At 68.2% G+C, this 19,060-nt stretch carries 21 protein-coding genes and 3 pseudogenes; 13 read left to right on the forward strand and 11 right to left on the reverse strand.

The features are described 5' to 3' along the window. Positions 1-53 precede the first annotated feature (53 nt). The 4 genes from StrepF001_RS47615 to StrepF001_RS11835 form a co-directional block, all read right to left on the reverse strand. Positions 54-221 carry a hypothetical protein gene (locus StrepF001_RS47615; protein ID WP_240797420.1) on the reverse strand — a complete coding sequence of 56 codons (168 nt, stop codon included), beginning with the start codon at positions 219-221 and terminating at the stop codon, positions 54-56. 462 nt (positions 222-683) lie between these two features. Continuing rightward, entirely contained in the window at positions 684-959 is a 276-nt protein-coding gene (locus StrepF001_RS47620; RefSeq protein ID WP_240797421.1) for a hypothetical protein, read from the reverse strand. Between the two features lie 134 nt (positions 960-1,093). Beyond that, the gene (locus StrepF001_RS50040) at positions 1,094-1,213 is read right to left on the reverse strand and encodes an SDR family oxidoreductase (RefSeq protein ID WP_165396231.1); all 120 of its coding nucleotides are present in this window, start codon (positions 1,211-1,213) and stop codon (positions 1,094-1,096) included. A 176-nt stretch (positions 1,214-1,389) separates the two neighbouring features. Then, positions 1,390-1,872 (reverse strand): SDR family NAD(P)-dependent oxidoreductase, encoded by a 483-nt coding sequence (locus StrepF001_RS11835; RefSeq protein WP_165396232.1) that lies wholly within the window; start codon positions 1,870-1,872, stop codon positions 1,390-1,392. 1,004 nt (positions 1,873-2,876) lie between these two features. Here StrepF001_RS11835 and StrepF001_RS11840 point away from each other — a divergent pair. The 4 genes from StrepF001_RS11840 (at position 2,877) to StrepF001_RS46345 (ending at position 4,709) form a co-directional block, all read left to right on the forward strand. After that, a complete protein-coding gene (locus tag StrepF001_RS11840) occupies positions 2,877-3,164 on the forward strand; it encodes a hypothetical protein (protein ID WP_129798206.1) in 288 nt (95 codons plus the stop codon). 424 nt (positions 3,165-3,588) lie between these two features. After that, the gene (locus StrepF001_RS46335; protein ID WP_206306819.1) at positions 3,589-4,296 is read left to right on the forward strand and encodes a 4-hydroxyphenylacetate 3-hydroxylase N-terminal domain-containing protein; all 708 of its coding nucleotides are present in this window, start codon (positions 3,589-3,591) and stop codon (positions 4,294-4,296) included. Positions 4,297-4,362: 66 nt separating this feature from the next. After that, entirely contained in the window at positions 4,363-4,509 is a 147-nt protein-coding gene (locus StrepF001_RS46340; RefSeq protein ID WP_206306820.1) for a hypothetical protein, read from the forward strand. Then, positions 4,503-4,709 (forward strand): 4-hydroxyphenylacetate 3-hydroxylase C-terminal domain-containing protein, encoded by a 207-nt coding sequence (locus StrepF001_RS46345; RefSeq protein ID WP_206306821.1) that lies wholly within the window; start codon positions 4,503-4,505, stop codon positions 4,707-4,709. The genes StrepF001_RS46340 and StrepF001_RS46345 overlap by 7 nt, the downstream gene beginning before the upstream one ends. Before the next feature lie 389 nt (positions 4,710-5,098). On the opposite strand, the gene StrepF001_RS45545 is transcribed toward StrepF001_RS46345, so the two are convergent. Further along, complete coding sequence (locus tag StrepF001_RS45545; protein ID WP_165396189.1) at positions 5,099-5,263, reverse strand: hypothetical protein; 165 nt, start codon at positions 5,261-5,263, stop codon at positions 5,099-5,101. Positions 5,264-6,221: 958 nt separating this feature from the next. Here StrepF001_RS45545 and StrepF001_RS11850 point away from each other — a divergent pair. From StrepF001_RS11850 to StrepF001_RS49485, 4 genes and pseudogenes are all read left to right on the forward strand, one after another. Next, positions 6,222-7,280, forward strand: a complete 1,059-nt coding sequence (locus tag StrepF001_RS11850; RefSeq protein ID WP_129798207.1) for a hypothetical protein — start codon at positions 6,222-6,224, stop codon at positions 7,278-7,280. A 606-nt stretch (positions 7,281-7,886) separates the two neighbouring features. Next, a complete protein-coding gene (locus StrepF001_RS11855) occupies positions 7,887-8,855 on the forward strand; it encodes a hypothetical protein (protein WP_129798208.1) in 969 nt (322 codons plus the stop codon). 12 nt (positions 8,856-8,867) lie between these two features. Next, a pseudogene (locus StrepF001_RS11860) lies at positions 8,868-9,185 on the forward strand (bacterial transcriptional activator domain-containing protein); the annotation flags it as partial. A 746-nt stretch (positions 9,186-9,931) separates the two neighbouring features. Then, a pseudogene (locus StrepF001_RS49485) lies at positions 9,932-10,054 on the forward strand (NAD(P)-binding domain-containing protein); the annotation flags it as partial. A gap of 192 nt (positions 10,055-10,246) precedes the next feature. Here StrepF001_RS49485 and StrepF001_RS47630 read toward each other — a convergent pair. After that, positions 10,247-10,408, reverse strand: a complete 162-nt coding sequence (locus tag StrepF001_RS47630) for a hypothetical protein (protein WP_240797422.1) — start codon at positions 10,406-10,408, stop codon at positions 10,247-10,249. A gap of 35 nt (positions 10,409-10,443) precedes the next feature. On the opposite strand from StrepF001_RS47630, the gene StrepF001_RS11880 reads away from it, so the two are divergent. After that, positions 10,444-10,821, forward strand: coding sequence for an NAD-binding protein (locus tag StrepF001_RS11880; RefSeq protein ID WP_276322818.1), 378 nt, complete (start codon positions 10,444-10,446; stop codon positions 10,819-10,821). A 19-nt stretch (positions 10,822-10,840) separates the two neighbouring features. On the opposite strand, the pseudogene StrepF001_RS11885 reads toward StrepF001_RS11880, so the two are convergent. The 5 genes and pseudogenes from StrepF001_RS11885 to StrepF001_RS11910 form a co-directional block, all read right to left on the reverse strand. Beyond that, positions 10,841-11,588, reverse strand: a pseudogene (locus tag StrepF001_RS11885) (transposase family protein). A 502-nt stretch (positions 11,589-12,090) separates the two neighbouring features. Further along, on the reverse strand, positions 12,091-12,393 hold the full coding sequence (locus StrepF001_RS50045; RefSeq protein ID WP_346656921.1) for a hypothetical protein: 303 nt from the start codon (positions 12,391-12,393) through the stop codon (positions 12,091-12,093). A 138-nt stretch (positions 12,394-12,531) separates the two neighbouring features. Then, positions 12,532-13,344: a rod shape-determining protein gene (locus StrepF001_RS11900; protein ID WP_129798211.1), complete on the reverse strand. Its 813-nt coding sequence runs from the start codon at positions 13,342-13,344 to the stop codon at positions 12,532-12,534. Then, positions 13,341-13,715 (reverse strand): TraR/DksA C4-type zinc finger protein, encoded by a 375-nt coding sequence (locus tag StrepF001_RS11905; protein WP_129798212.1) that lies wholly within the window; start codon positions 13,713-13,715, stop codon positions 13,341-13,343. The genes StrepF001_RS11900 and StrepF001_RS11905 overlap by 4 nt, the downstream gene beginning before the upstream one ends. 46 nt (positions 13,716-13,761) lie before the next feature. Next, positions 13,762-14,088 carry a TraR/DksA C4-type zinc finger protein gene (locus StrepF001_RS11910; RefSeq protein WP_129798213.1) on the reverse strand — a complete coding sequence of 109 codons (327 nt, stop codon included), beginning with the start codon at positions 14,086-14,088 and terminating at the stop codon, positions 13,762-13,764. A gap of 340 nt (positions 14,089-14,428) precedes the next feature. On the opposite strand from StrepF001_RS11910, the gene StrepF001_RS11915 reads away from it, so the two are divergent. The 4 genes from StrepF001_RS11915 to secD all read left to right on the forward strand — a co-directional run bounded on the left by StrepF001_RS11915 (position 14,429) and on the right by secD (position 18,897). Next, entirely contained in the window at positions 14,429-15,379 is a 951-nt protein-coding gene (locus StrepF001_RS11915) for a sensor histidine kinase (RefSeq protein ID WP_129798214.1), read from the forward strand. Positions 15,380-15,381: 2 nt separating this feature from the next. Then, positions 15,382-16,041: a response regulator transcription factor gene (locus tag StrepF001_RS11920; protein ID WP_240797423.1), complete on the forward strand. Its 660-nt coding sequence runs from the start codon at positions 15,382-15,384 to the stop codon at positions 16,039-16,041. A 112-nt stretch (positions 16,042-16,153) separates the two neighbouring features. Beyond that, complete coding sequence (locus StrepF001_RS11925) at positions 16,154-16,642, forward strand: hypothetical protein (protein WP_129798216.1); 489 nt, start codon at positions 16,154-16,156, stop codon at positions 16,640-16,642. Continuing rightward, complete coding sequence (gene secD / locus StrepF001_RS11930; RefSeq protein WP_129798217.1) at positions 16,639-18,897, forward strand: protein translocase subunit SecD; 2,259 nt, start codon at positions 16,639-16,641, stop codon at positions 18,895-18,897. The genes StrepF001_RS11925 and secD overlap by 4 nt, the downstream gene beginning before the upstream one ends. The last annotated feature ends 163 nt before the right edge of the window (positions 18,898-19,060 follow it).

Raw genomic sequence — 19,060 nt, forward strand, 5'->3', positions numbered from 1 at the left:
GCTGGGACGCCTGCGCCGGCAGCCGCCCGGCAGGTCGGTGTAGCCGATGATCGTCACGCCGTTGGCCGTGACCACCGCTTCGTCCCGGACCACGCCTCGACGTTGCCGCCGTTCGCGGCGGCCATGTCCACGATCACGCTGCCCGGCTTCATCGACGCGACCATCTCCGCGGTGATCAGCGTGGGCGCCTGCCGGCCGGGGATCTGCGCTGTCGTGATCACGATGTCCGTCTCCGTGATCCGCTCTCTGTACAGCTGGGCGCACGGGTGTTGTAGTCCTCCGACATCTCCTTGGCGTAACCCGTCGCGGACACCTCCACCTCGCCGGTGTCAGCCGCTCGACCGAGAGGTACTCGCCCCCCAGCGACCTCACCTGGTCGGCGACCTCCGGCGGGATCGGTGGCGTGGACGACGGCGCCCAGGCTGCCTGCCGCTCCGATCGCGGCCAGACCGCCACCCCCGCCCACAGACCAGCACCTTGGCGGGGGGCACCTTGCCCGCAGCTGTCACCTGACCGGTGAAGAACCGGCGAAGACGTGCGCGGCCTCCACCACCGCCCGGTAGCCCGCGATGTTCGCCATCGACGACAACACGTCCAACGACTGCGCCCGCGAGATGCGAGGCACGCATCCATCGCCAACGCCGTGATCGGCCGCTTCGCCAGGTCCTCCACCAGCGCGGGGTTCACGCCGGGCTCATGATGCCCATGACCGTCGCACCGGCTTCAACCCGTCCAACTGCTCCGGCGTGAGAGCGTCCACCCCGAACAGATGTCTGCCGCGAGCGGGTCACCAACCTCGCACCGGCCTCGATATACGCGTCGTCCGGGAAGCTCGACAGCGCACCGGCGCCCGTCCACGACGACGTCGTATCCAGTTTCACCAGCTGGACCACGGTGGCGGGAGTCGCGGCAACGCGCGTCTCGCCACGGTGGGCTTCGCTCACGATTCCGATCAGCATTCCAACACTCCAGGGTGTCGATGTTGCACAGCACTCGGCGGATACCCACGTGCGCAAACCAGGAGCGCCATCCAAGGCGAGTGCGGGCTTGGATGGCGCTTGCCTGTGGGCCTGCGATCAGGCGACGGGCTTCGTCATCCCGCCGTCGACGCGCAGCAGCACTGACCGGTCACGTAGGAGGCGTCGTCGGACGCCAGGAACGCCGCCGCGGCGCCGATTTCGGCGGGCTCGGCCGCGGTTGAGGCGAATGCCAAGCCCTGAGCCATGCCGGCCCGAACCTCTTCGGGGCTCTTGCCCTGCTGCTGGCCATGGCCTCGGTCTTGGTGAGCCAGCCTCGGTCTTCGTCATTCCGGGGGAGATCCGTTGACCCGGATGTTGCTGGGAGCCGCCTCGGCCGCCAGGTAGCTCGTGAGCGCGACCACACCCGAATTCACGATGGCCGCAGCACCGGCATTGGAATCAGCATGTGTGCGGTCGCGCCGACAACATTGACGATGCTGCCGCTGCCAGTCCGGCTCAAGAACGGGAGAGCGGCTGCGCGACGCGAATGAACCCGATCAGCTTCGTGTCGAAGACGACGCGACGATCTTCTCGTCGACCTTGTCCAGGGGGTCGGGGCGAGCTGCGGACCTGCGTTGTTCACGAGGATGTCGAGGCCGCCCTGCCACGCGTGCGCCTCTGCCAGCGCGCTGTTGACGGAATCCGCGTCGGTGACGTCCGCGACGACGGGGAGCACGCCCTCCGCGTCGGATCCAGTGATGAGGCGACCGGCCGCAGCCTTGACAGCCGCCTCGTCCTCGCTGCGATCGCCACCTTGGCACCACGCTCGAGCAACGCCTGTGCGATGGCGAAGCCCAGTCTCGACTACACCGGTCACAAAAGCCGTGCGGCCTTCCAAGTTCAACTGCAGCATGTTCGGCCCTCCAGTCAGGGTCATTCCTTGCTGCGGAGAGTGGATCGACGAGCTGAGGCGCTGCAAGCGGCTAACGGAGGGTTCACACGTGGGCAGTCGGCCACCTCGCACCTTCCCGAGGGTTAACGGTGGGAGGCGCACACTGGCCTGCGTTCAGCCTGTTCCGAGGGTGAAGGAGGGTGGGTGATGGAGGTCTGCTGCCTCGAGGCACCCCGCGGGAGACGTGGCACGAACGATGGTGCGTGAGGCCGGAGCGTTGAGGGACACCATGAGCGGCCTGAGCAAGACCGCGAACGGAGACTCCCCTGTCGCCTGGAGCGTGGCCTGCGCAGTGCCGTACGGGGCAGGTCACTGACGCAGACGATCTGGCCGCCCTGGCGGTCGGCTCGGTTTGTTCATGGTTCAACCTGTACTCGCAGGTCCGGGACGGCCCGTTCACCTGGGTGCTCGCCTCGCGTGTCGCCCTGACCTTCCCTGGTGCCGTGGCCTCAACGCGATGGGGATCGCGATCGGCCTGCGGAAACCCGGCGCTTCACCGCGCCGCCGGACCTCGCCCGCAGACACGGCCACTCCCAGGCGTGCCGCCAGACCTCAACCCGAGCCCAGCCGCTCACCGGCAGGGCCTGTCGAAAGGTGATTCCCATGTCGCTGGTTGCCGATCTCACATCCGATCAGTTCTCATCGGCCGACAACCCGCCCTCGCCCAGGGGGTGAAGGCTTACGGTGAAGTGCTGAACACTTGGGGCGCATCGGGAACAGTCCGGCCTGCTCGCCAAGTACCTCCCCTTCCTCGGCAGCTCAACGGCCCGGGGGCGTTGGACGGGCGCTTGAAGGACCTGGTCGCCGTACGCATCGCCGTGCTCACCACTGCCGCTATACCGCGAGTCACCGCTGCACGTCGGCGTTGGCCAAGGGGGTGGAGGTCGACGAGCTCGCGGCCGTTGCGACGGCAAGCTCGAAGGTTTCGCCAGGCAGGAGCAGTTGGACTTCAGCTGGCTGAGGAGATGACGGTCTCCCTTCCGACGGTCCCCGCGGACGACGGCCTCACCGGTGTCCCGGCGGGTCTGCGCGACGAAGTGCACCGGGTGTTCGACGCGGCACAGTTGGTCGAGCTGGTCATGTGCATCAGCATGTGGAACGCCTTGTCACGCTTCCATCGTGTCATGGCCTTCGAGCTGGACATGCCGGCGCCGCCGCACCGGTGGAAGCCCAGCTCTGAAACGTCAGGCCAAGGAGGCCGGTCGGACGGAAGTCCGGCCGGCCTCACGCTGTGCCGGACGAGGAAGGCCTGAAGCCTCTCGGCAGCACTCGTGCGTGACCCCGTCCACCTGTTACCGTCGCGGCCGTGAAACAGGCCGGCCATTCATGCGCCGGTCGAGCTCCAATGCCCTGTTACCGGGCTCCCTAACAGAATTGACGGCGCTGTTTCGTAGCGGTTAACACCCCACTAACATCCTGCGGCTAAGCTCAAGGGAATCAACGGCCGAGCGAGTCCCCACTTCTGGGAAAGATGCGCTTTCGTCGATTCTGATCGAGCAGTTCGAGTGCTCAGTCGATAACAGCGCCGATTTCCTGGCTCCTAACGCCTTGAGGCTAAGTTCACAACGGGTTCGCGGCAGTTTCCCAGTGACGTTCTGTCGAGTGGAACGTGACCGACGGCCGGCAACAACAGTCCATGCACGACGGTACTTGGGTGAAGTGGAGAGGTGGCACTTGATGCGAACTGGCGAGCAGTATCTGGAGTCTCTCAGGGACGGGCGCGTTGTCTGGGTCGGAGGTGAGCGGGTCGACGACGTCACGACCCACCCGCTGACCAGGGCGCAGGCCCAGCGCATGGCGAAGTTCTACGACCTGCATCACGAGCCCGAGATGCAGGACGTCATGACCTTCGTCGATGACGACGGAGTGCGTCGTTCGATGATGTGGTTCACGCACACGGACGCCGCGGGGCTGCGGCGCAAGCGTGTGTATCTGGAGACCGTGGTCCGGGAGCTCGACGGCGGCTCGACGGGGCGGACTCCGTGCGCGAACAACTACGGCCTGATCACCTACGAAGAGGACCCGCAGCCGTGGAGCGACCAGTCCGTGGGCACCGGCGGGCGTGACCTGACCGTCGGCATCCGAAAGTTCCTGGATCAGTTGAAGGAGGAGGACTGGAACTGCGCCTTCGCCTTCATCGACCCTCAGATCGACCGGTCCAAGACAACACGCGGCCAAGAGCGCGCTGCGCATCGTGGAGACTCGCGACGACGGCATCGTGGTCAACGGTGTCAAAGCCGTGAGTACCGGTACGGCCGTTCGCCGACTACATTCACATCGGCGTCTTCTACGCCCGGGAATCGAGAGCGAACAGGTCATCTACGGCGTGTGTCCGGCGAACGCGCCGGGCGTCGCGATGGTTTCCCGCGAGGCGACGGTTCGTGACGACCCCGAGAACCACCCGATTTCTTCGGCGGTGACGAGCTCGAATGCACCGTCATCTTCGACAACGTGTTCATTCCGTGGGAGCACGTTTTCCACATCGGCAGCACCGAGCACGCTTCTCTGTACCCGCAGCGCATTTTCGACTGGGTGCACTACGAGGCGCTCATCCGGACGATGGTCCGGGCCGAGCTCATGGCCGGCTCGCGATGCTGATGACCGAGCACCTCGGCACCTACCAGCTTCCGCCGGTCCAGGCACGCGTGGCGCGTCTCGTCGAGTTCTACCAGACGATACGAGCCCACGTGATCGCGTCCGAGACGGAAGGGTTCATCTCGCCGGCGGGGCTCTACAAGCCGAACGTCCTGCTTTCGACTTCGGCCGGTCGTACTACCTGGACCATTACGCGGAAATGAGGAACGAGGTGGTCGACCTCGCCGGTCGTGCCTCGCTGCTGTTCCCCCGAGGAGCAGTGGAACAATCCCGAGCTCCACGACTGGCTCGCGCCGCTGCAGGCGGGTGCGGTCGGCGAGCCCTACGACCGCATGCGCATCTCGCGTGTCATCCGTGACCTCTTCCTCTCCGACTTCGGCGACCGGGTGAGCACCTTCGAGCAGTTCAACGGGACCCCGTTGCTCCCCACTCGGATGCTCACGATGAAGCGCTCGGAGCTGTCGCCCTCCGGACCGATGGCACAGCTTGCCCGGAAGGTCTGCGGCCTTCCGGAGCCTGAGGCCCCCGAGGTGACGGCTTACACCGAGCAGCCGAGTATGCCCGACGCCTTGACGGCGTGCGGGCTGAGGGCTCACGGGTCCGCTGAGCCGACGACGGTGCAGGGCGGTCCGCGGCCGTGGCCGGCGCGGACCGCCGACCTCAGCGTTCTCTCGGGCAAAGGCCCGATGAGGATCAGCAGCAACTGGGCGAGGAATGCCAGCCAGGGCATCTTCGCGTTGGACGGAGGGGTTGACATGGCTTACTACATTGCACGTGCGGCGGATCGGAAGTTCTTCGATGTCGAGGGCGTGCCGGGTCTTCGGCAGGCGCTCCTGGTCGGGCATGAGCAGGGTGCTTCGCACCTGGAGGTGAGCCTTTACAAGCTGGCTCCCGGGCGACGACGGGCTGGACCCGCTGCCCGTTCGAGGAGTCGTGTTCATCACGGGCGAACCGGCGAAGCCGCCTTTGCCGGGCTGCGCTACGAACTCGGCTCCGGCGACTACGGTGTGGCGCCTGTCGGCGTCGCCCATGTGCTGACCGCCGGTGACGAGGGGCTTACGTGGCTCGTAGGTACGCGACCGAAGCCGCCGACGTTCGACGGAGCCCGTAGCAGCATCGCCGCCAAGCCCACTCCGGGTGAGAATCTCGGTCGCCCGTCGGAGACGGACCCCGGCATCGCTTCGTCGGGCACTTCGAGGACTCGGACATGGCCCCGTACGCGCAGCTGTCGATGCCCGGCTACCACGGTCCAACGTCAAGAACATCAGCCTCAGGATGATGGTCGACCAGCTCCTGGGGGCACAGCATCACACCGTCTTCGTGTGCGAGATCGCGCCGAAGTCCGGCCCGGGCCAGGCGGCCAAGGTCCACTACCACCCGTTCGAGGAGATCTACTACTTCACCTCCGGCGGCATGCGAGGGACCTCGACGGCAACGACGAGGTCGTCGAAACAGGCGATCTGGTGTGGGCGGGTACCAACGGCACACATGGGTTCGTCAACGAACATGACGAACCGGCCCGTTGGATCGAAGTTCAGTCGCCGATTCCTCCACGTCGGATGGGTTCTTCTTCCCGGACGACTGGCGTAAGCTCCCGGAAGAGCACTGAGGATCACGGAGGCGCGACGATCGATGGGTGACTCCGCTCCGATCGGCCAAGCGGCTCAAAGGGGCCGGGTCGACAGCATCGCGCAATCATCAGGCGAAAACTGGCCATGCCGGAGCCGGCGAAGGACATCGTCGTTCGCGAAAGGCTCAGTCAACGGCTGAGAGGGTTGCTCGACCGCCACACCGTGGTGAACGTCTTCGCGACGGCCGGGGCCGGCAAGACCACGGCAGTGGCTCTGGCCGTCCGCGACCTCGACAGGCCCGTTGCCTGGCTGTCACTCGACGGTACGGAGCAGGCGGCGGGCCGCCTGCTCGTGTACCTCGAGGCGGCCGTCGAAGGCGCCGTCCCCTGCGCAGCCGATGTGGCGTCCGACGCCCTGAGCAGCAGTCTCCACATCGGCGAGGCAGCCGGACTGCTGGCGGAAACCCTTCAGGGGAGTCGGCTCATTCTCGTGTGCGACAACGTGGAACGAATCGCTCCCGACGAGACCTGCATCGCCGTGCTGTCGTTTTTCGCCCGCTACCTGCCGCCCGGCGTCAACCTCGTACTGATTTCGCGCGTCGACGTCAGTCTCGACACGGGCTCGACGAGCGAGCGCGACCGGGTGGGTGAGCTGGTCGAGAGCGATCTCTCTTTCGACGCCCAGGAAGCCGCCGCAGCCCTGCGAACCGTCGGCCGCGTAGACGTGAGCCCGGTTCAGGCGGTTGCGGCGACGGGGGCTGGGTCACGGGCGTCCTGTTCGAGGGCTGGTGCCATACAAGCTCTCACACGATGGATCCCGATTTGCTGCGGTCCTATGTCGCAGCGAACGTCTTCAACTCTTTCCCCGACGGAGAGAACGTTCCTCCTGCACACCAGTCTGCTGGAAGAGGTGTCGGTGGGCGGCGCCCGGGCCCTGGGCCAGGAGAACGCGGCGCAGGTCATGGCGGACCTCCGCGCCCGGCACCTCCCCGTGACGTGGTCCTCGGACGGTTCGCGTATGGCGCCGCACCCGGTGTTCCGCGACTTCCTGCTCGAGGCTCTGGGCCGGGAGGACGCCAAGACGATCAGCGCCGTGCGTCGCAGGCACGCCGAGCTCCTGATCGCGCGCGGCGAGCACGAGGAAGCCATCGACGAGTTGCTCCTGCTCGGCGACCTGGAGGCGGCCGGCGGCTGGCTGCCGTAGCCCTCCCCAGCCTTGTCGCCCGGATGGACTTCGCGCCGGCGGCACGCTGGCTCGATGCACTGGGGGCGTTGGCTGGGACTCCGCCCCGGAGATCGGATCGGTCATCCTGCGCGTCGCGTTCGCACTCGAGCAATGTGACCGCGGAGTGGAACTCGTCGATCGCCATGGATACGACTGGCTTCCCAAGCCGGAGACCCCCGACTTCGAGGAGGCCCACGTCCTGGCCTGTTGGTGTCTTTGGCACCATGGGCGGATCGAGGAGGCGCGATCCATCGCCGATCAGCTGCCCCCGGGCCGGAACCGGCACATCGCGTTCACGCTGATCGCAATGGCCACCGGCGAGGAGCCACCGCCCTTCCCCGAGTACTCGACTACGCCGTCCGGCCCGCTCGACGGTCTGCTGATGCGGCTCGCCTTCCTGCGCGGTCGCCTTGAGGGACTCGACGACCCGGGATCGTTCGATCCGTGGCGCACGATACTCGGCGGCCCTTGGGCCGTCGCCGCACTGCGCGCCACCGGGCGACTCGACGCCGCGATGGCGATGTTCGAGCCTCGCCGTGGTTCATCGCAGCCGTCTGGCTGCATGCCGTCGACGCTGTCGATCTCATGCTCGACCTCGGCCGGGGAGACGAGGCCTGCGCCTCCATCCAGCGAGGCAGAGAGCTCATCTCGGCAACCGGCTCGCAGGTGTACAAGAACATGAGCCTGCTCGTCGAGGCCAAGCTGTGGCTGCGCCTCGAGGGTGACACACAACGTGCCGACGGCGTGCTGGCGGAGGCGGCCGCCAACGGATCCTCGGCGTACACCCTCACACGGGAGACGTGGCAGATGTGGTCGGGTCTGTCGATGCTTCTGCAGAACAGGGATGCCGAGGCGCACGACTACCTCGCGGAATGCCTCCGCAGCATGCAGAAGGGAGACCGCCATCTCGATCTCCCGACGGCCGCCGTGTACCTTGCCGAGGCGCAGTGGCGCCTCGGACTCGAGGACGAGTCCGACGCCACGGCCGACCTCGCGATGGTCTCCGCCTCGGCACATGGAACACAGCACCTGCTGCTGACGGCCCTTGCCGACGTCCCGTCGGTTGCGGCGAGAGCTGCGGACACCAAGTCCAGTCGTATGTCGCCCTGGCACGAGATCCTCGCCGTCCTCTCCGGCCAGCATCCCGTGCGCGTGCACGTGAGTACGCCCCGACTCGTCCTCGAGGAGTTCGGCGAGCCGGCCCTCATGGTCGACGGAAACCTGACCCAGCCTCGGCTGACGAAGAGTGTCGAGCTCCTCAGCTATTTGCTCTGGGCCCCCGACCGCAGGGCTACCCGCGAAGAGCTTCTCGGGGCGCTCTTCGGTGGCCGCAATGATGCTGCGGCCGCAGCTATCTGCGGCAGGCGCTCTACCGGCTTCGCGAGGTACTGCCCGACGGCTTGGACCCGGCGCAGGACGGTGACGTCTTCCAACTGGTCGCCCCGCGTTGGCCATGGGTTCGGCGCAACAGGCGGTCGACCTCGTCGCCCAGGCTGGGAGACAGGACGGAGAGATCCGTCTCCAGACGCTGTCGCGCGCCCTCAGCAGCGCTGAGAGGGGCCCTACCTTGCGACGGTTTCAGGTGAGTGGGTCGCCGAGCGTCGCATCGTTCTGTCCGAGACCTTCTTGGCGGCCCGAGTCGACGCAGCCAGGCTCGCCTATCGAATGAACCGATATCGCGAGGCGAAGGAACTGGTCGACCGCGTGCTCCGCGAAGATCCGTACCGCGAGCAGGCATGGCAGCTCGCCATCAGGCTGGCGCATGCCAGCGGCAGCGATGACGCCGTGCTGGCGCTTTACCAGCGGTACGTCGCGCGGATGCGGGACCTTGGCGTGCCGCCGTCCGACGAGGTCCGCCGGCTCGTCATGCAGTTGCGCCGATAGGCCTGACCGATTTCGCGTCGGTAAACACGTCGTCAGTCACACTCAGGGCACCTGATGACAGGAACGCTCAAGCCATCTCGTTACAGGCAACGGAGGGCATCATGGGTGCATCGACCACGCAGGAAATGAGTGTTATCTATCGCGGAGCAATGGCGAGGTTCACGACCGGCGTCACGATCGTGACCACCAGGACTCCGAACGGGCCGGCAGGGATGACGGCCAGCGCTGTGGCGTCCGTTTCACTGGATCCGCTCATGCTGCTGGTGTGCGTCGGAAACACGCTTGCCACCAGGGACGCGATCTCCGGCTCCGGAGTCTTCGCCGTCAGCGTCCTTTCCCGGGGCCAGGAACGGCACGCGCTTCAGTTCGCGAGCCGGTGTGACGACAAGTTCGCCGGCGTCGGGCTGCGAACCGACCACGATCTCCCCGTGGTTGACGGCTCAGTCGCTCACTTCGCCTGCAACGTGAAGGAAGAGATCGCCGGGGGAGACCACACGATATTCATCGGCGAGGTGGTCAGTTGCGGCTACTCCGCCGACTCGGACCCCCTTGTGTACTTCGGTGGAAGTTCGGCAGCCTCTGCGATCTCAATTCCCATGCGCAGCTCGCGTTCGACTGGCAGCTCGCTGCGTCGATGTAGCGGGAGGCCGCCGAGGCGCCCGGGCCGGCCATGCGCATCACCTCGCATCGTGGCCCGGGTGCGATCAACAACCCTGTGCGCATGTCGCGCACCTCATACCCAGGAGATGAACGTGGACGTATCCGTGCTGGGTCTCGGTCAGATGGGATCCGCCATTGCCGAACGACTCATCAGCGCGGGCCACAAGGTCAGCGTCTGGAATCGGTCGAAGGGCAAGGCGGACGGCTTGGTTGCCAGGGCGCGTTCGAGCTGGACGCGCCCTCCGAGGCGTGGGCCCGGTCGGATGTCTGTATCACGATGGTCGCCGACTCCCACGCCTTTGCCGATGTCGCGCTCGCACCCCACGGCGGGCTCGTGCACGCCGCAGCCGGCAGGGGAAGACGCTCATCGACATGAGCACCGTCTCGGCCGAGGTCTCCGGTCACGTGGCCGCCGCGGCCGCCGTCGGCGGCGTCCGGTACCTGCGCGCTCCGGTGAGCGGAAACCCGGGTGTCGTACGTGCCGGGAACCTCACGATCCTCGCCTCGGCGAGGAGGCCGTCTTCACGTCCGTCGAAGGTCTCCTTCGCGACATCGGTCCCCATGTGTTCAACGTCGGCGAGGGGACGCTGCCCGCATCATCAAGCTGGCTCTCAACCTCATGGTCGCCGGGACTGCCGAGCTTCTTGCCGAGTGCGTCGCCTTGGCCGAGGCTCACGACGTACGACGGGACAAGCTTCTGGAGGTCGTCGGAGCCTCGGCGGTGGCGTCGCCGTTGGTCAAGTACAAGATCGGGCCTCTCCTGGCGGACGACTACACATCGACGTTCAGCTCGCGGCTCATGCGCAAGGACTTGGACCTGGCCCTTGAGTCGGCGGCAGCCGGCGGGGTTCCGCTGCCCGTCACCGGCGTCGTGCAGCAGCTGCTTCAGGCGTGCATATCGACCGGCTTGGGTGAGCTGGACTTCATGGCCCTGCTCATCCGGCTGCAGCGTGAGGCTGGTCAGACGTCTGCCTGACCGGCGTCACTGAGCCCTTTCAGCGTTGACGCTCCAGGGTGAGGACGGCCTTGGCGATTGACGTCATTCGATTCGGGCTGCATCGCGCCTTGCGGAAGATCTTCCAGGTCTTCAGGCGGGCCGGTCCGCGTTCGACGGCTGCCCGGGTCCGCGACAGCGCTCGGTTGACGGTCTGCTGGGTCGGGGTCAGCTCGCCTCCGGGAGGGCGCCGTCGTGGGGTGGTGACCCAGGAACCGGCCCCGATGTAGGCGCAGTCGGCCAGGATCGGAACGCCCTGGCGCTCGCAGATCCGGATGATCCGGTGGTGCGGGCGGCGGTCAGGTCGTGGTGCGTCCGGGCAGGGCCGGGGAGATCCACAGCAGTCGTCCGTCCGGGTCGCTCACCAGCTGCAGGTTCACTCCGTGCCGGCGGTGCTTGGCGGAGTAGTCGCTGCGGCTGTCGCCGACCCGGTCGCACTCGGCGAGCGTGCCGTCGACCAGCACGTAGTCCGGGTCCGCCTCGCGCAGGGCCTTCAGCAGGCCCGGTGCCCGCTCGGCGAGCAGGCTGACGGCGGCCGAGGTGTAGGCGTGGGCCGTGCCGACCGAGATCTGGAAGGCCGCGGCGATCTGTGCCAGGGGCTCGTGCTTGCGCAGGTAGACCAGAGCGACCAGCGCACGCTGGGACGGACGGAGTTTGCAGCGGCGGTCACCCTCACGGGTGACGATGAGCATCGTGAGCCACTCGACGAGAGCGTGCGGCAGGTCGAGTACGGCAGGATGGGGAACCAACAGGGCTCCAGCGCTGATGAGTTGAGACTTCGAACACCTCCCTCAACAGCACCGGGGCCCTGTCGGTTTCGCACCCGCAGCCCGTCACCCGATCGGTGGCCACCCTGAAAGGGCTCACTGACGACTTTGGTGACGATCCACCGTCCAGCAGTTTCTTCGTCTGCTGGTGGTACGCCCTGTGCGGAGCTGTGACCGGGCAAAACGATGGTTGGGCCTGCGGTGCACGGAGTGTTGGCCCGCGTGTGGTCCGGATCTTGGGCTTGGTTTGGTTGGCATCCTCCCCCTCTTGAAAGAGGGGGATTCCAACCCAGTTGGATTGAGGTTCACGGACGCTCGACCGCTGTGTGGGCGGTGTCGTCCCTCCGGCACAGGCTGAGCGCCCGGGGCGGGGGATTCCGCCCTGTCCTGCCGCGATGTTGTTGGCCGCGTTCTCGTCCGCGTTGCAGGGGAAGCCGCAGGATACGCAGACGAACTCAGCTTGGCTCATGCGCGAGTTCTTCTCTCACCAGTCCTTGCGCCGGTCCGACTCCCGGGCCTTGACCTTGGCGTACTCGGCGGTCTTGGCAGGGCTGCCCTTGGGCGCGCGTGCGGCTCGGCGCTGGTGCTTGCGGATCTGCGCGCGTTCGTGTCGGGTCTGGGCCTGATGCTGGGCGGTTCGGGTGTAGTGGCGGTGGGCGATGTCGCCGGTGAGGATCATGGCGGCGGGGGTGGCTGCCGGCACGGTGAGCAGCAGGCCGAGGGCGATCCATGCCTGCCACAGGTCGGTGCGGCGGCGCAGTGGGTTGCGTCGCAGGCGCCAAGGCATGATGCGGGGAGTTCGTCCGGGGGCGGTTGTGCTGGGGCATGCCACGGGCCATGGTGCCTCCTTTGTCGAACGAGGCTGCCGGCTCGGATGCTGCTCTCGGCCGGATGCCGGGTGCCGGGTGTGGGGACGGGGTGTGGGCTAGTGGGTGTGTGGTGGGGCGCAGCTGTTGGTGGAGGGGTGGGCGTGGGCGGCTTGCAGGAGTTGGGCGGCGCCGCGGACGGCGGCCGTGTGCGGGGCCGACACGATGCGCAGGGGGGCTTGGAGCCGGCCGGTGAGCTGGTAGGTGATCTCGGGGCGCAGGACGCCTCCGCCTGCCAGGAGAACATCGGTGTGCAGGGCGTCGACGGTGAGTGTCGTGCGGTCCTGCCGCAGCATCGCGGTCACCATGGTCACCACTGCCTCACTGATCTGTGCCGGCATTGTGGCGGTGAGGTCGCTCGTGCCCAGCGCGGTGCGGCGCGCGTCGACGACGGCGCCGTCGGACAGCAGCACCACCTCCGTGAGGTGGGCGCCGATGTCGATGACGAGCAGCGGCCGGGACAGGTCTGCGCCTGCGGCCTGGGCGACGGCCCGGGCGCTGGGGACGGTGAGCACACTGCGCGGCCGCAGGGCCTGAACGGCGGTGCGGGCCGCGCTCCGGTAGGCGACTCCGTCCAGTACGGGGGAGGTGACGACGACCAGCGGGCGGATGATGCGGGGCAGGCGGTGGCCGAGCAGACGCTCCAGCATCCGGGCGCATCCCGGGGTGTCGATGATGGTGCCGCGCTGGATGGGGTAGACCGCGCCGGTGCCGGGGAAGGCCACCGTGGGAACGTCGGCGATCAGTCCCCTGCCGGCGATCCATACCCGGGTACGGGCGCTGCCCATGTCCAGGGCGACGCCGCAGCAGCGCCGGCACAGGGGACGGTTCCGGGCGGCGACGGTGGAGAGGGTGTGGCGTGTCGTGGTCATCGGCCGGCCTCCCTGACCTGCTGGCAGCGGGCGCAGAAGCGAGCCTGCGGCACGATCATCAGCCGCTGTCGTGCGATGGGGCGGCGGCACAGGTGGCAGGCGCCGTAGCGGCCCTCGGCCATGCGTTTCAGGGCGGCTTCGACGTCGGTGAGGACCATGCGGGCGGAGGCGGCGAGCTTGACGCGGACCTCCACCTGCGAGGCGGCCTGCTGCTGCCGCAGGTCGGCGGCGCGGGACAGGGCCGCGGAAGCGATCTGCTGAAGCTGCTCCTGGCGGAACAGGTGTTGTTCGTGCAGGTTCTCACGCAGCGCGGCAAGGTCCTCGGCCGACAGGTGCGTTTCGAGGTCGTCGATGGTCGGGTGGTTCACCACTGCACCCCTTGGGCAGAGCGGAAGACGAAGGACGGAGGGGTGTCGGTCAGCCGGCGCGGCGCTGGCAGGCCACGCAGTAGCGGGTGTAGGGGAGGATCTCCAGGCGCTCTGCGGGGACGGGCTTGGCACAGCCCAGGCAGGTGCCGTAGGTGCCGTCCTCGACGCGGATGAAGGCTGCGTCGATCTCTTTGAGCACCCGTTCCATGGCGGCCTTCTGCTCTGACATCAGGTGGTCGTCCGCGGTCGGTTCGGTTTCGGTGAGGGCCTGCAGTTGGGTCAGCCGGGTATTGCGGGCGTGCTCCAGGCGCTGGCGCACCTCGTGGGCGGTCACACGCTCGGGGCGAGGTTCGGTCCGCGGGGTATCGAGCGACACGGTACGTCCCTTCTAAGTGGGTGGAAGGTGCGGGCAGGGGTGCCCGCGAGGCGGTGGCCGACTTCGACGGCCATGCCGCCGTGGGCCTGGTGGGGCATGTCTTCACCTTGGCTGTTTTGGTGGTGGATCCCTATCGGGCGCAGGCCCCATTTGTGCGAGGTCGCGGGATGCACGCGGTCGGCGTGGGTATGCCGCGCGCGGGAAATGGGGCCCAGGCCCCATCGACCGGGCCGCCGGGGGCGGGCAGGCTCGGTTGAGGCCACGGGCCGTCGGCTCGTCCGGGGCGCGTGATGCCCGACAGTGGAGGCAGGCCGTATCACAGAAGGAGGCGTAACGTCCGGTGTCCCTGTTCTGGCGGATCTTCGGGCTCAATGCCGTGGTCCTGGGTACGGCCACGGCACTGCTGCTGTGGGCTCCGGTGACCGTCTCCGTGCCGGTCCTGCTGACCGAGGCCGTGATCTTGGTGGGCGGCCTGGTGGTCATGCTGGTCGCCAACGCCGCTCTGCTGCGGTGGGGCCTGGCCCCGTTGGACCGGCTGACGAAGCTGATGACCACCGTGGACCTGCTGCGGCCCGGCCAGCGGCTGTCCGCGCACGGCGGCGGTGAGATCGCCGAGCTGATCCGCACCTTCAACGCCATGCTGGAGCGGCTGGAGCAGGAGAGGGCCACCAGCAGTGCCCGCGTGCTGCTCGCGCAGGAGGCCGAACGCCGCCGCATCGCACAGGAGTTGCACGACGAGGTCGGGCAGAGCATGACTGCGATCCTGCTGTCGCTCAAGCGGGCCGCCGACCAGGCGGGTGAGCCGCTGCGCGGCGACCTGCACCAGGTGCAGGAGATCACCCGGGAGAGCCTGGACGAGGTCCGCCGCCTGGTACGCCGGCTGCGGCCCGGGGTCCTGGACGATCTCGGCCTGGTCAGCGCGCTGACCTCGCTCACCCACGATTTCGCCGCCCACACCGGGCTGCAGGTGACCCGCCGCTTCGATACCGAGCTGCCCGCGCTGACAACGGAGATGGAACTGGTCTTCTACCGCGTTGCCCAGGAGAGCCTGACCAACGTCGCCCGCCACGCGGACGCCGAAGGGGTCATCGTGGCTCTGCACCGCACCGGCAACAGCGTGGTGCTGTCCGTCACCGACGACGGCTGCGGCATCAAGGCCGCCTGCGAAGGCGCCGGGATTCGCGGCATGCGTGAGCGCGCCCTGTTCATCGGCGCCCGGCTCGACGTCACCCCCGCGCCCAGGACCGGTACCCAGGTCCGGCTCACTGCGTCCCTCCCCAGGAAGCCATGACCATGTCCGAGACACCCACGATCCGCATCCTGCTGGCCGACGACCACGCGCTGGTCCGCCGCGGCGTGCGGCTCATCCTCGATCAGGAACCGGACCTGGAAGTGGTCGCCGAGGCCGGGGACGGCGCCGAGGCCATTGAGATGGCCCGCAGCCACGACATCGACCTCGCCGTGCTGGACATCGCCATGCCCCGCCTGACCGGCCTGCAGGCCACCCGCGAACTGGTCGCGCTCAAGCCCGGCTTGCGCATCCTGATGCTCACCATGCACGACAACGAGCAGTACTTCTTCCAGGCCCTCAAGGCCGGCGCCAGCGGCTATGTGCTGAAATCCGTCGCCGACCGTGATCTGGTCGCCGCCTGCCGGGCCGCGATGCGCGACGAGCCCTTCCTCTACCCCGGCGCGGTCACCGCGCTGATCCGCAACTACCTCGACCGGGTCCGCCACGGCCAGGAGACCCCCGACCAGATCCTCACCCCCCGCGAGGAGGAAGTCCTCAAGCTGGTCGCCGAGGGGCACCCCTCCAAGGAGATCGCCGACCTCCTCTTCATCAGCATCAAGACCGTCCAGCGCCACCGCGCCAACCTGCTGCAGAAACTCGGCCTGCGCGACCGCCTGGAACTCACCCGCTACGCCATCCGCGCCGGCCTCATCGAACCCTGACCCTGCCCCACGGACCGCCTGAGGTCCCGGCTGCCCACTCCCCAGCCAGGACCTCAGGCCCACACCTGCCACGTCGCAGCCGGCGCCACCACGAAAGGGGGGATGGCGGCAGATGCACCCCGCTTCGCGTACCGGCCAGGGCACGGCCGACGGCCGGCCCGTTGCCGCGCTTGCTGTGCTGGCAGCCGTACTGCTGGCTTTGCTCACCGCCCTCCCCGTGGACAGCCCGCAGCCCGCTCCGGTCAGCGCGGTACCAGCTGGTGCGGTCATGGCCGACGGCCACGACACCGGCTCGCCCACGGGCGACGGGTGGGTCACCGCCTGCACCACCCCGGCGGGCACCCGCCCCGCACTGATCGGCGAACGCACACCACCCCACGCACACCTCGCCGCCTCCGCCCACGACAGGGCTGCGGCCCTGCCCCTCGTCGGCCGGCCACCGGCATCGCCCTCGCCGACTCCTCCCCGTGCGGACCATGCGCCTTCCGACCGCGGGCGAGCACCTCCGGCACCCCCGGCACCTGACACCTTCCCTTCCCCCTTCTTCCCGCCGCGGGGCGCCGACCGCAGCCGCGGTGTCCCGCCGGAGGCCCTTCGTTGATTCGCTCTGCCCGCGTGAGGGCGCTGTTCGCCCTCACCGTGATCACCCTGTCGCTGTATGTCACTTTCACCGTGCCGGTCCGCCTCGGACTGGACCTGCGCGGCGGAACACAGATCGTGCTGGAAACGCGCTCGACCCCGACCACCGACGCCGACCGTGAGGCCACCGACCGCACCCTGGAGGTGCTGCGCGGACGCATCGACGCGCTCGGCGTCGCCGAACCCACCCTCCAGCGTTCCGGCAGCAACCGGATCATCGTCGAACTGCCCGGCGTGCAAGATCCCACGGAAGCAGCCGATGTGCTGGGCCGCACCGCTGAGCTCACTTTCCACCCCGTGCTCGGTACCTCCGACACCGGCGAAACCCCGCGGCCGCTGCCCAAACGGCCTCGCGAACGCATCCTGCCCGACGAGTCCGGCCAGCTCCTGCGCCTGCGAACCGCCGCCCTGACCGGGCAGGAGGTCAAAGGCGCCGCCGCACGCTTCGACCAGCAGACCGGCGCCGGATGGCACGTCACCGTCGACTTCGACCGCACCGGCCGCGATCAGTGGGCCCACCTGACGGGCGAGGCCGCCTGCCACCCGGTCGGCGACCCCGCGCGCCGCGTCGCCATCGTCCTCGACGAAAAGATCATCTCCTCGCCGCAGGTCGACCCGTCCGTCTCCTGCAAGACGGGCATCGTGGGCGGCTCCACCCAGATCACCGGCTCGTTCACCGACACCGAGGCCCGCGAACTGGCACTGCTCATCAACGGCGGGGCCCTGCCCGTACCGGTCGAGACCGTCGAACAGCGCACCATCGGCCCCACCCTCGGCGCGCACGCCATCACCGCCAGCGCCTGGGCCGCCGTCATCGGCACCGCCCTGACCGCGCTGTTCATCATCGCCGCCTACCGGCTCATGGGCGCCCTCGCAGTGGTGGCCCTGACCTGCTACGGCCTGATCGCCTACGCCGCCCTGGCCGCCCTCGGCGCCACCCTGACCCTGCCGGGCCTGGCCGGTTTCGTCCTGGCGATCGGCATGGCCGTGGACGCCAACGTGCTCGTCTTCGAACGCGCCCGAGAAGAACACACCGCCCGCCGCCGCCCCAGCCCGCGCTCGGCGCTGACCGCCGGATTCCGCAACGCCTTCACCGCAATCGCCGACTCCAACATCACCACACTGATCGCGGCCGCCCTGCTGTTCGTCCTCGCCTCCGGGCCCGTGCGCGGCTTCGGCGTCACCCTGGGCATCGGCGTTGTCGCCTCCATGATCAGCGCCCTGGTCGTCACCCGTGTGCTCGCCGACTTCGCCGCCTCCCGCCCGTGGGTACGCCGCCGCCCGCGCGTCACGGGCCTTGCCACGACGGGCAGGGTCCGCGACGCTCTCGCGCGCCGCAACCCGCAACTCATGCGCAGGCCACACCGCTGGCTGGCGGCCTCCGCCGCAGTCCTGATCCTGGCCGTTTCGGGCATCACGATCCGTGGCCTGGACTTCGGCATCGAGTTCACCGGCGGCCGCCTGATCGAGTACGCCACCTCCACGCCCGTAAATCCGGAACGGGCCCGGGCCGCCCTCGACGAGGCCGGACTCCCACGGGGGGCGGTCGTCCAGTCCTCCGGAGACATGGGCCTCACGGTGCGCACCGGGAAACTGACCGACGCCCAGGCCGCCACCGTCACACGAACCGTCACAACGCTCGGTGGCGACACGGACAAGATCCGCGACGAGCTGATCGGCCCCAGCCTCGGCGAGGAACTGCGCCGCAACGCCCTGATCGCCCTCGCCGTAGCTCTGGGTGCCCAGCTGCTGTATCTCGCCGCCCGCTTCCGCTGGCTGCTGGGCAGCGCCGCGGTCCTCGCGCTCGCCCATGACGTGCTCATCCTCATCGGCATCTTCGCCTGGCTCGGCAAACCCATCGACGGCATATTCCTTGCAGCCCTCCTCACCGTCATCGGCTACTCCGTCAACGACTCCGTCGTCGTCTTCGACCGCATCCGAGAGCTGAGCCGACACGACCGCAAGGCACCACTGCCGCAGGTCACCAACCGCGCGATCCTGCAAACCCTGCCCCGCACCGTCAACACGGGCATGGGCGCACTCCTCATCCTCGCCTCGCTTGCCGTCCTCGGCGGGAACTCGCTCACCGACTTCGCCCTGGCCCTGCTCATTGGCCTGGCAGTCGGCACCTACTCCTCCGTCTTCACCGCCGCCCCCCTCGCGATCAAGATCCATCACCACACCAACCCGCTCCGGCGCCCTGCCCGCAAACCCTGACCATCAACAGGTCCACTCAGTGGCCTGTTGCCGCGAGGACACACAGCATCCGCGGCCCAGGGTCTTTGCGTGATCGCGTTCTGTCCGGTTTCGTCAGGTGAGGCCGAGGGATGACAGGGGCCGTTGGTGTCTTAGAGATCCTAACAAAATAGAATATTCGCGT

The sequence above is a fragment of the Streptomyces sp. F001 genome, assembly GCF_004187715.1.
GTDB lineage: Bacteria > Actinomycetota > Actinomycetes > Streptomycetales > Streptomycetaceae > Streptomyces > Streptomyces flavusporus.

What these genes read in the sequence shown, in the direction of transcription:
- StrepF001_RS47620 (WP_240797421.1), bottom strand. Translation starts at nt 959, where the DNA reads ATGCTGATCGGAATCGTGAGCGAAGCCCACCGTGGCGAGACGCGCGTT.
- StrepF001_RS11835 (WP_165396232.1), bottom strand. Translation starts at nt 1,872, where the DNA reads ATGCTGCAGTTGAACTTGGAAGGCCGCACGGCTTTTGTGACCGGTGTA.
- StrepF001_RS11840 (WP_129798206.1), top strand. Translation starts at nt 2,877, where the DNA reads ATGACGGTCTCCCTTCCGACGGTCCCCGCGGACGACGGCCTCACCGGT.
- StrepF001_RS46335 (WP_206306819.1), top strand. Translation starts at nt 3,589, where the DNA reads ATGCGAACTGGCGAGCAGTATCTGGAGTCTCTCAGGGACGGGCGCGTT.
- StrepF001_RS46345 (WP_206306821.1), top strand. Translation starts at nt 4,503, where the DNA reads ATGCTGATGACCGAGCACCTCGGCACCTACCAGCTTCCGCCGGTCCAG.
- StrepF001_RS45545 (WP_165396189.1), bottom strand. Translation starts at nt 5,263, where the DNA reads ATGTCAACCCCTCCGTCCAACGCGAAGATGCCCTGGCTGGCATTCCTC.
- StrepF001_RS11850 (WP_129798207.1), top strand. Translation starts at nt 6,222, where the DNA reads ATGCCGGAGCCGGCGAAGGACATCGTCGTTCGCGAAAGGCTCAGTCAA.
- StrepF001_RS11855 (WP_129798208.1), top strand. Translation starts at nt 7,887, where the DNA reads ATGCTCGACCTCGGCCGGGGAGACGAGGCCTGCGCCTCCATCCAGCGA.
- StrepF001_RS47630 (WP_240797422.1), bottom strand. Translation starts at nt 10,408, where the DNA reads ATGGGGACCGATGTCGCGAAGGAGACCTTCGACGGACGTGAAGACGGC.
- StrepF001_RS50045 (WP_346656921.1), bottom strand. Translation starts at nt 12,393, where the DNA reads ATGCCTTGGCGCCTGCGACGCAACCCACTGCGCCGCCGCACCGACCTG.
- StrepF001_RS11900 (WP_129798211.1), bottom strand. Translation starts at nt 13,344, where the DNA reads ATGACCACGACACGCCACACCCTCTCCACCGTCGCCGCCCGGAACCGT.
- StrepF001_RS11920 (WP_240797423.1), top strand. Translation starts at nt 15,382, where the DNA reads ATGTCCGAGACACCCACGATCCGCATCCTGCTGGCCGACGACCACGCG.
- StrepF001_RS11925 (WP_129798216.1), top strand. Translation starts at nt 16,154, where the DNA reads ATGCACCCCGCTTCGCGTACCGGCCAGGGCACGGCCGACGGCCGGCCC.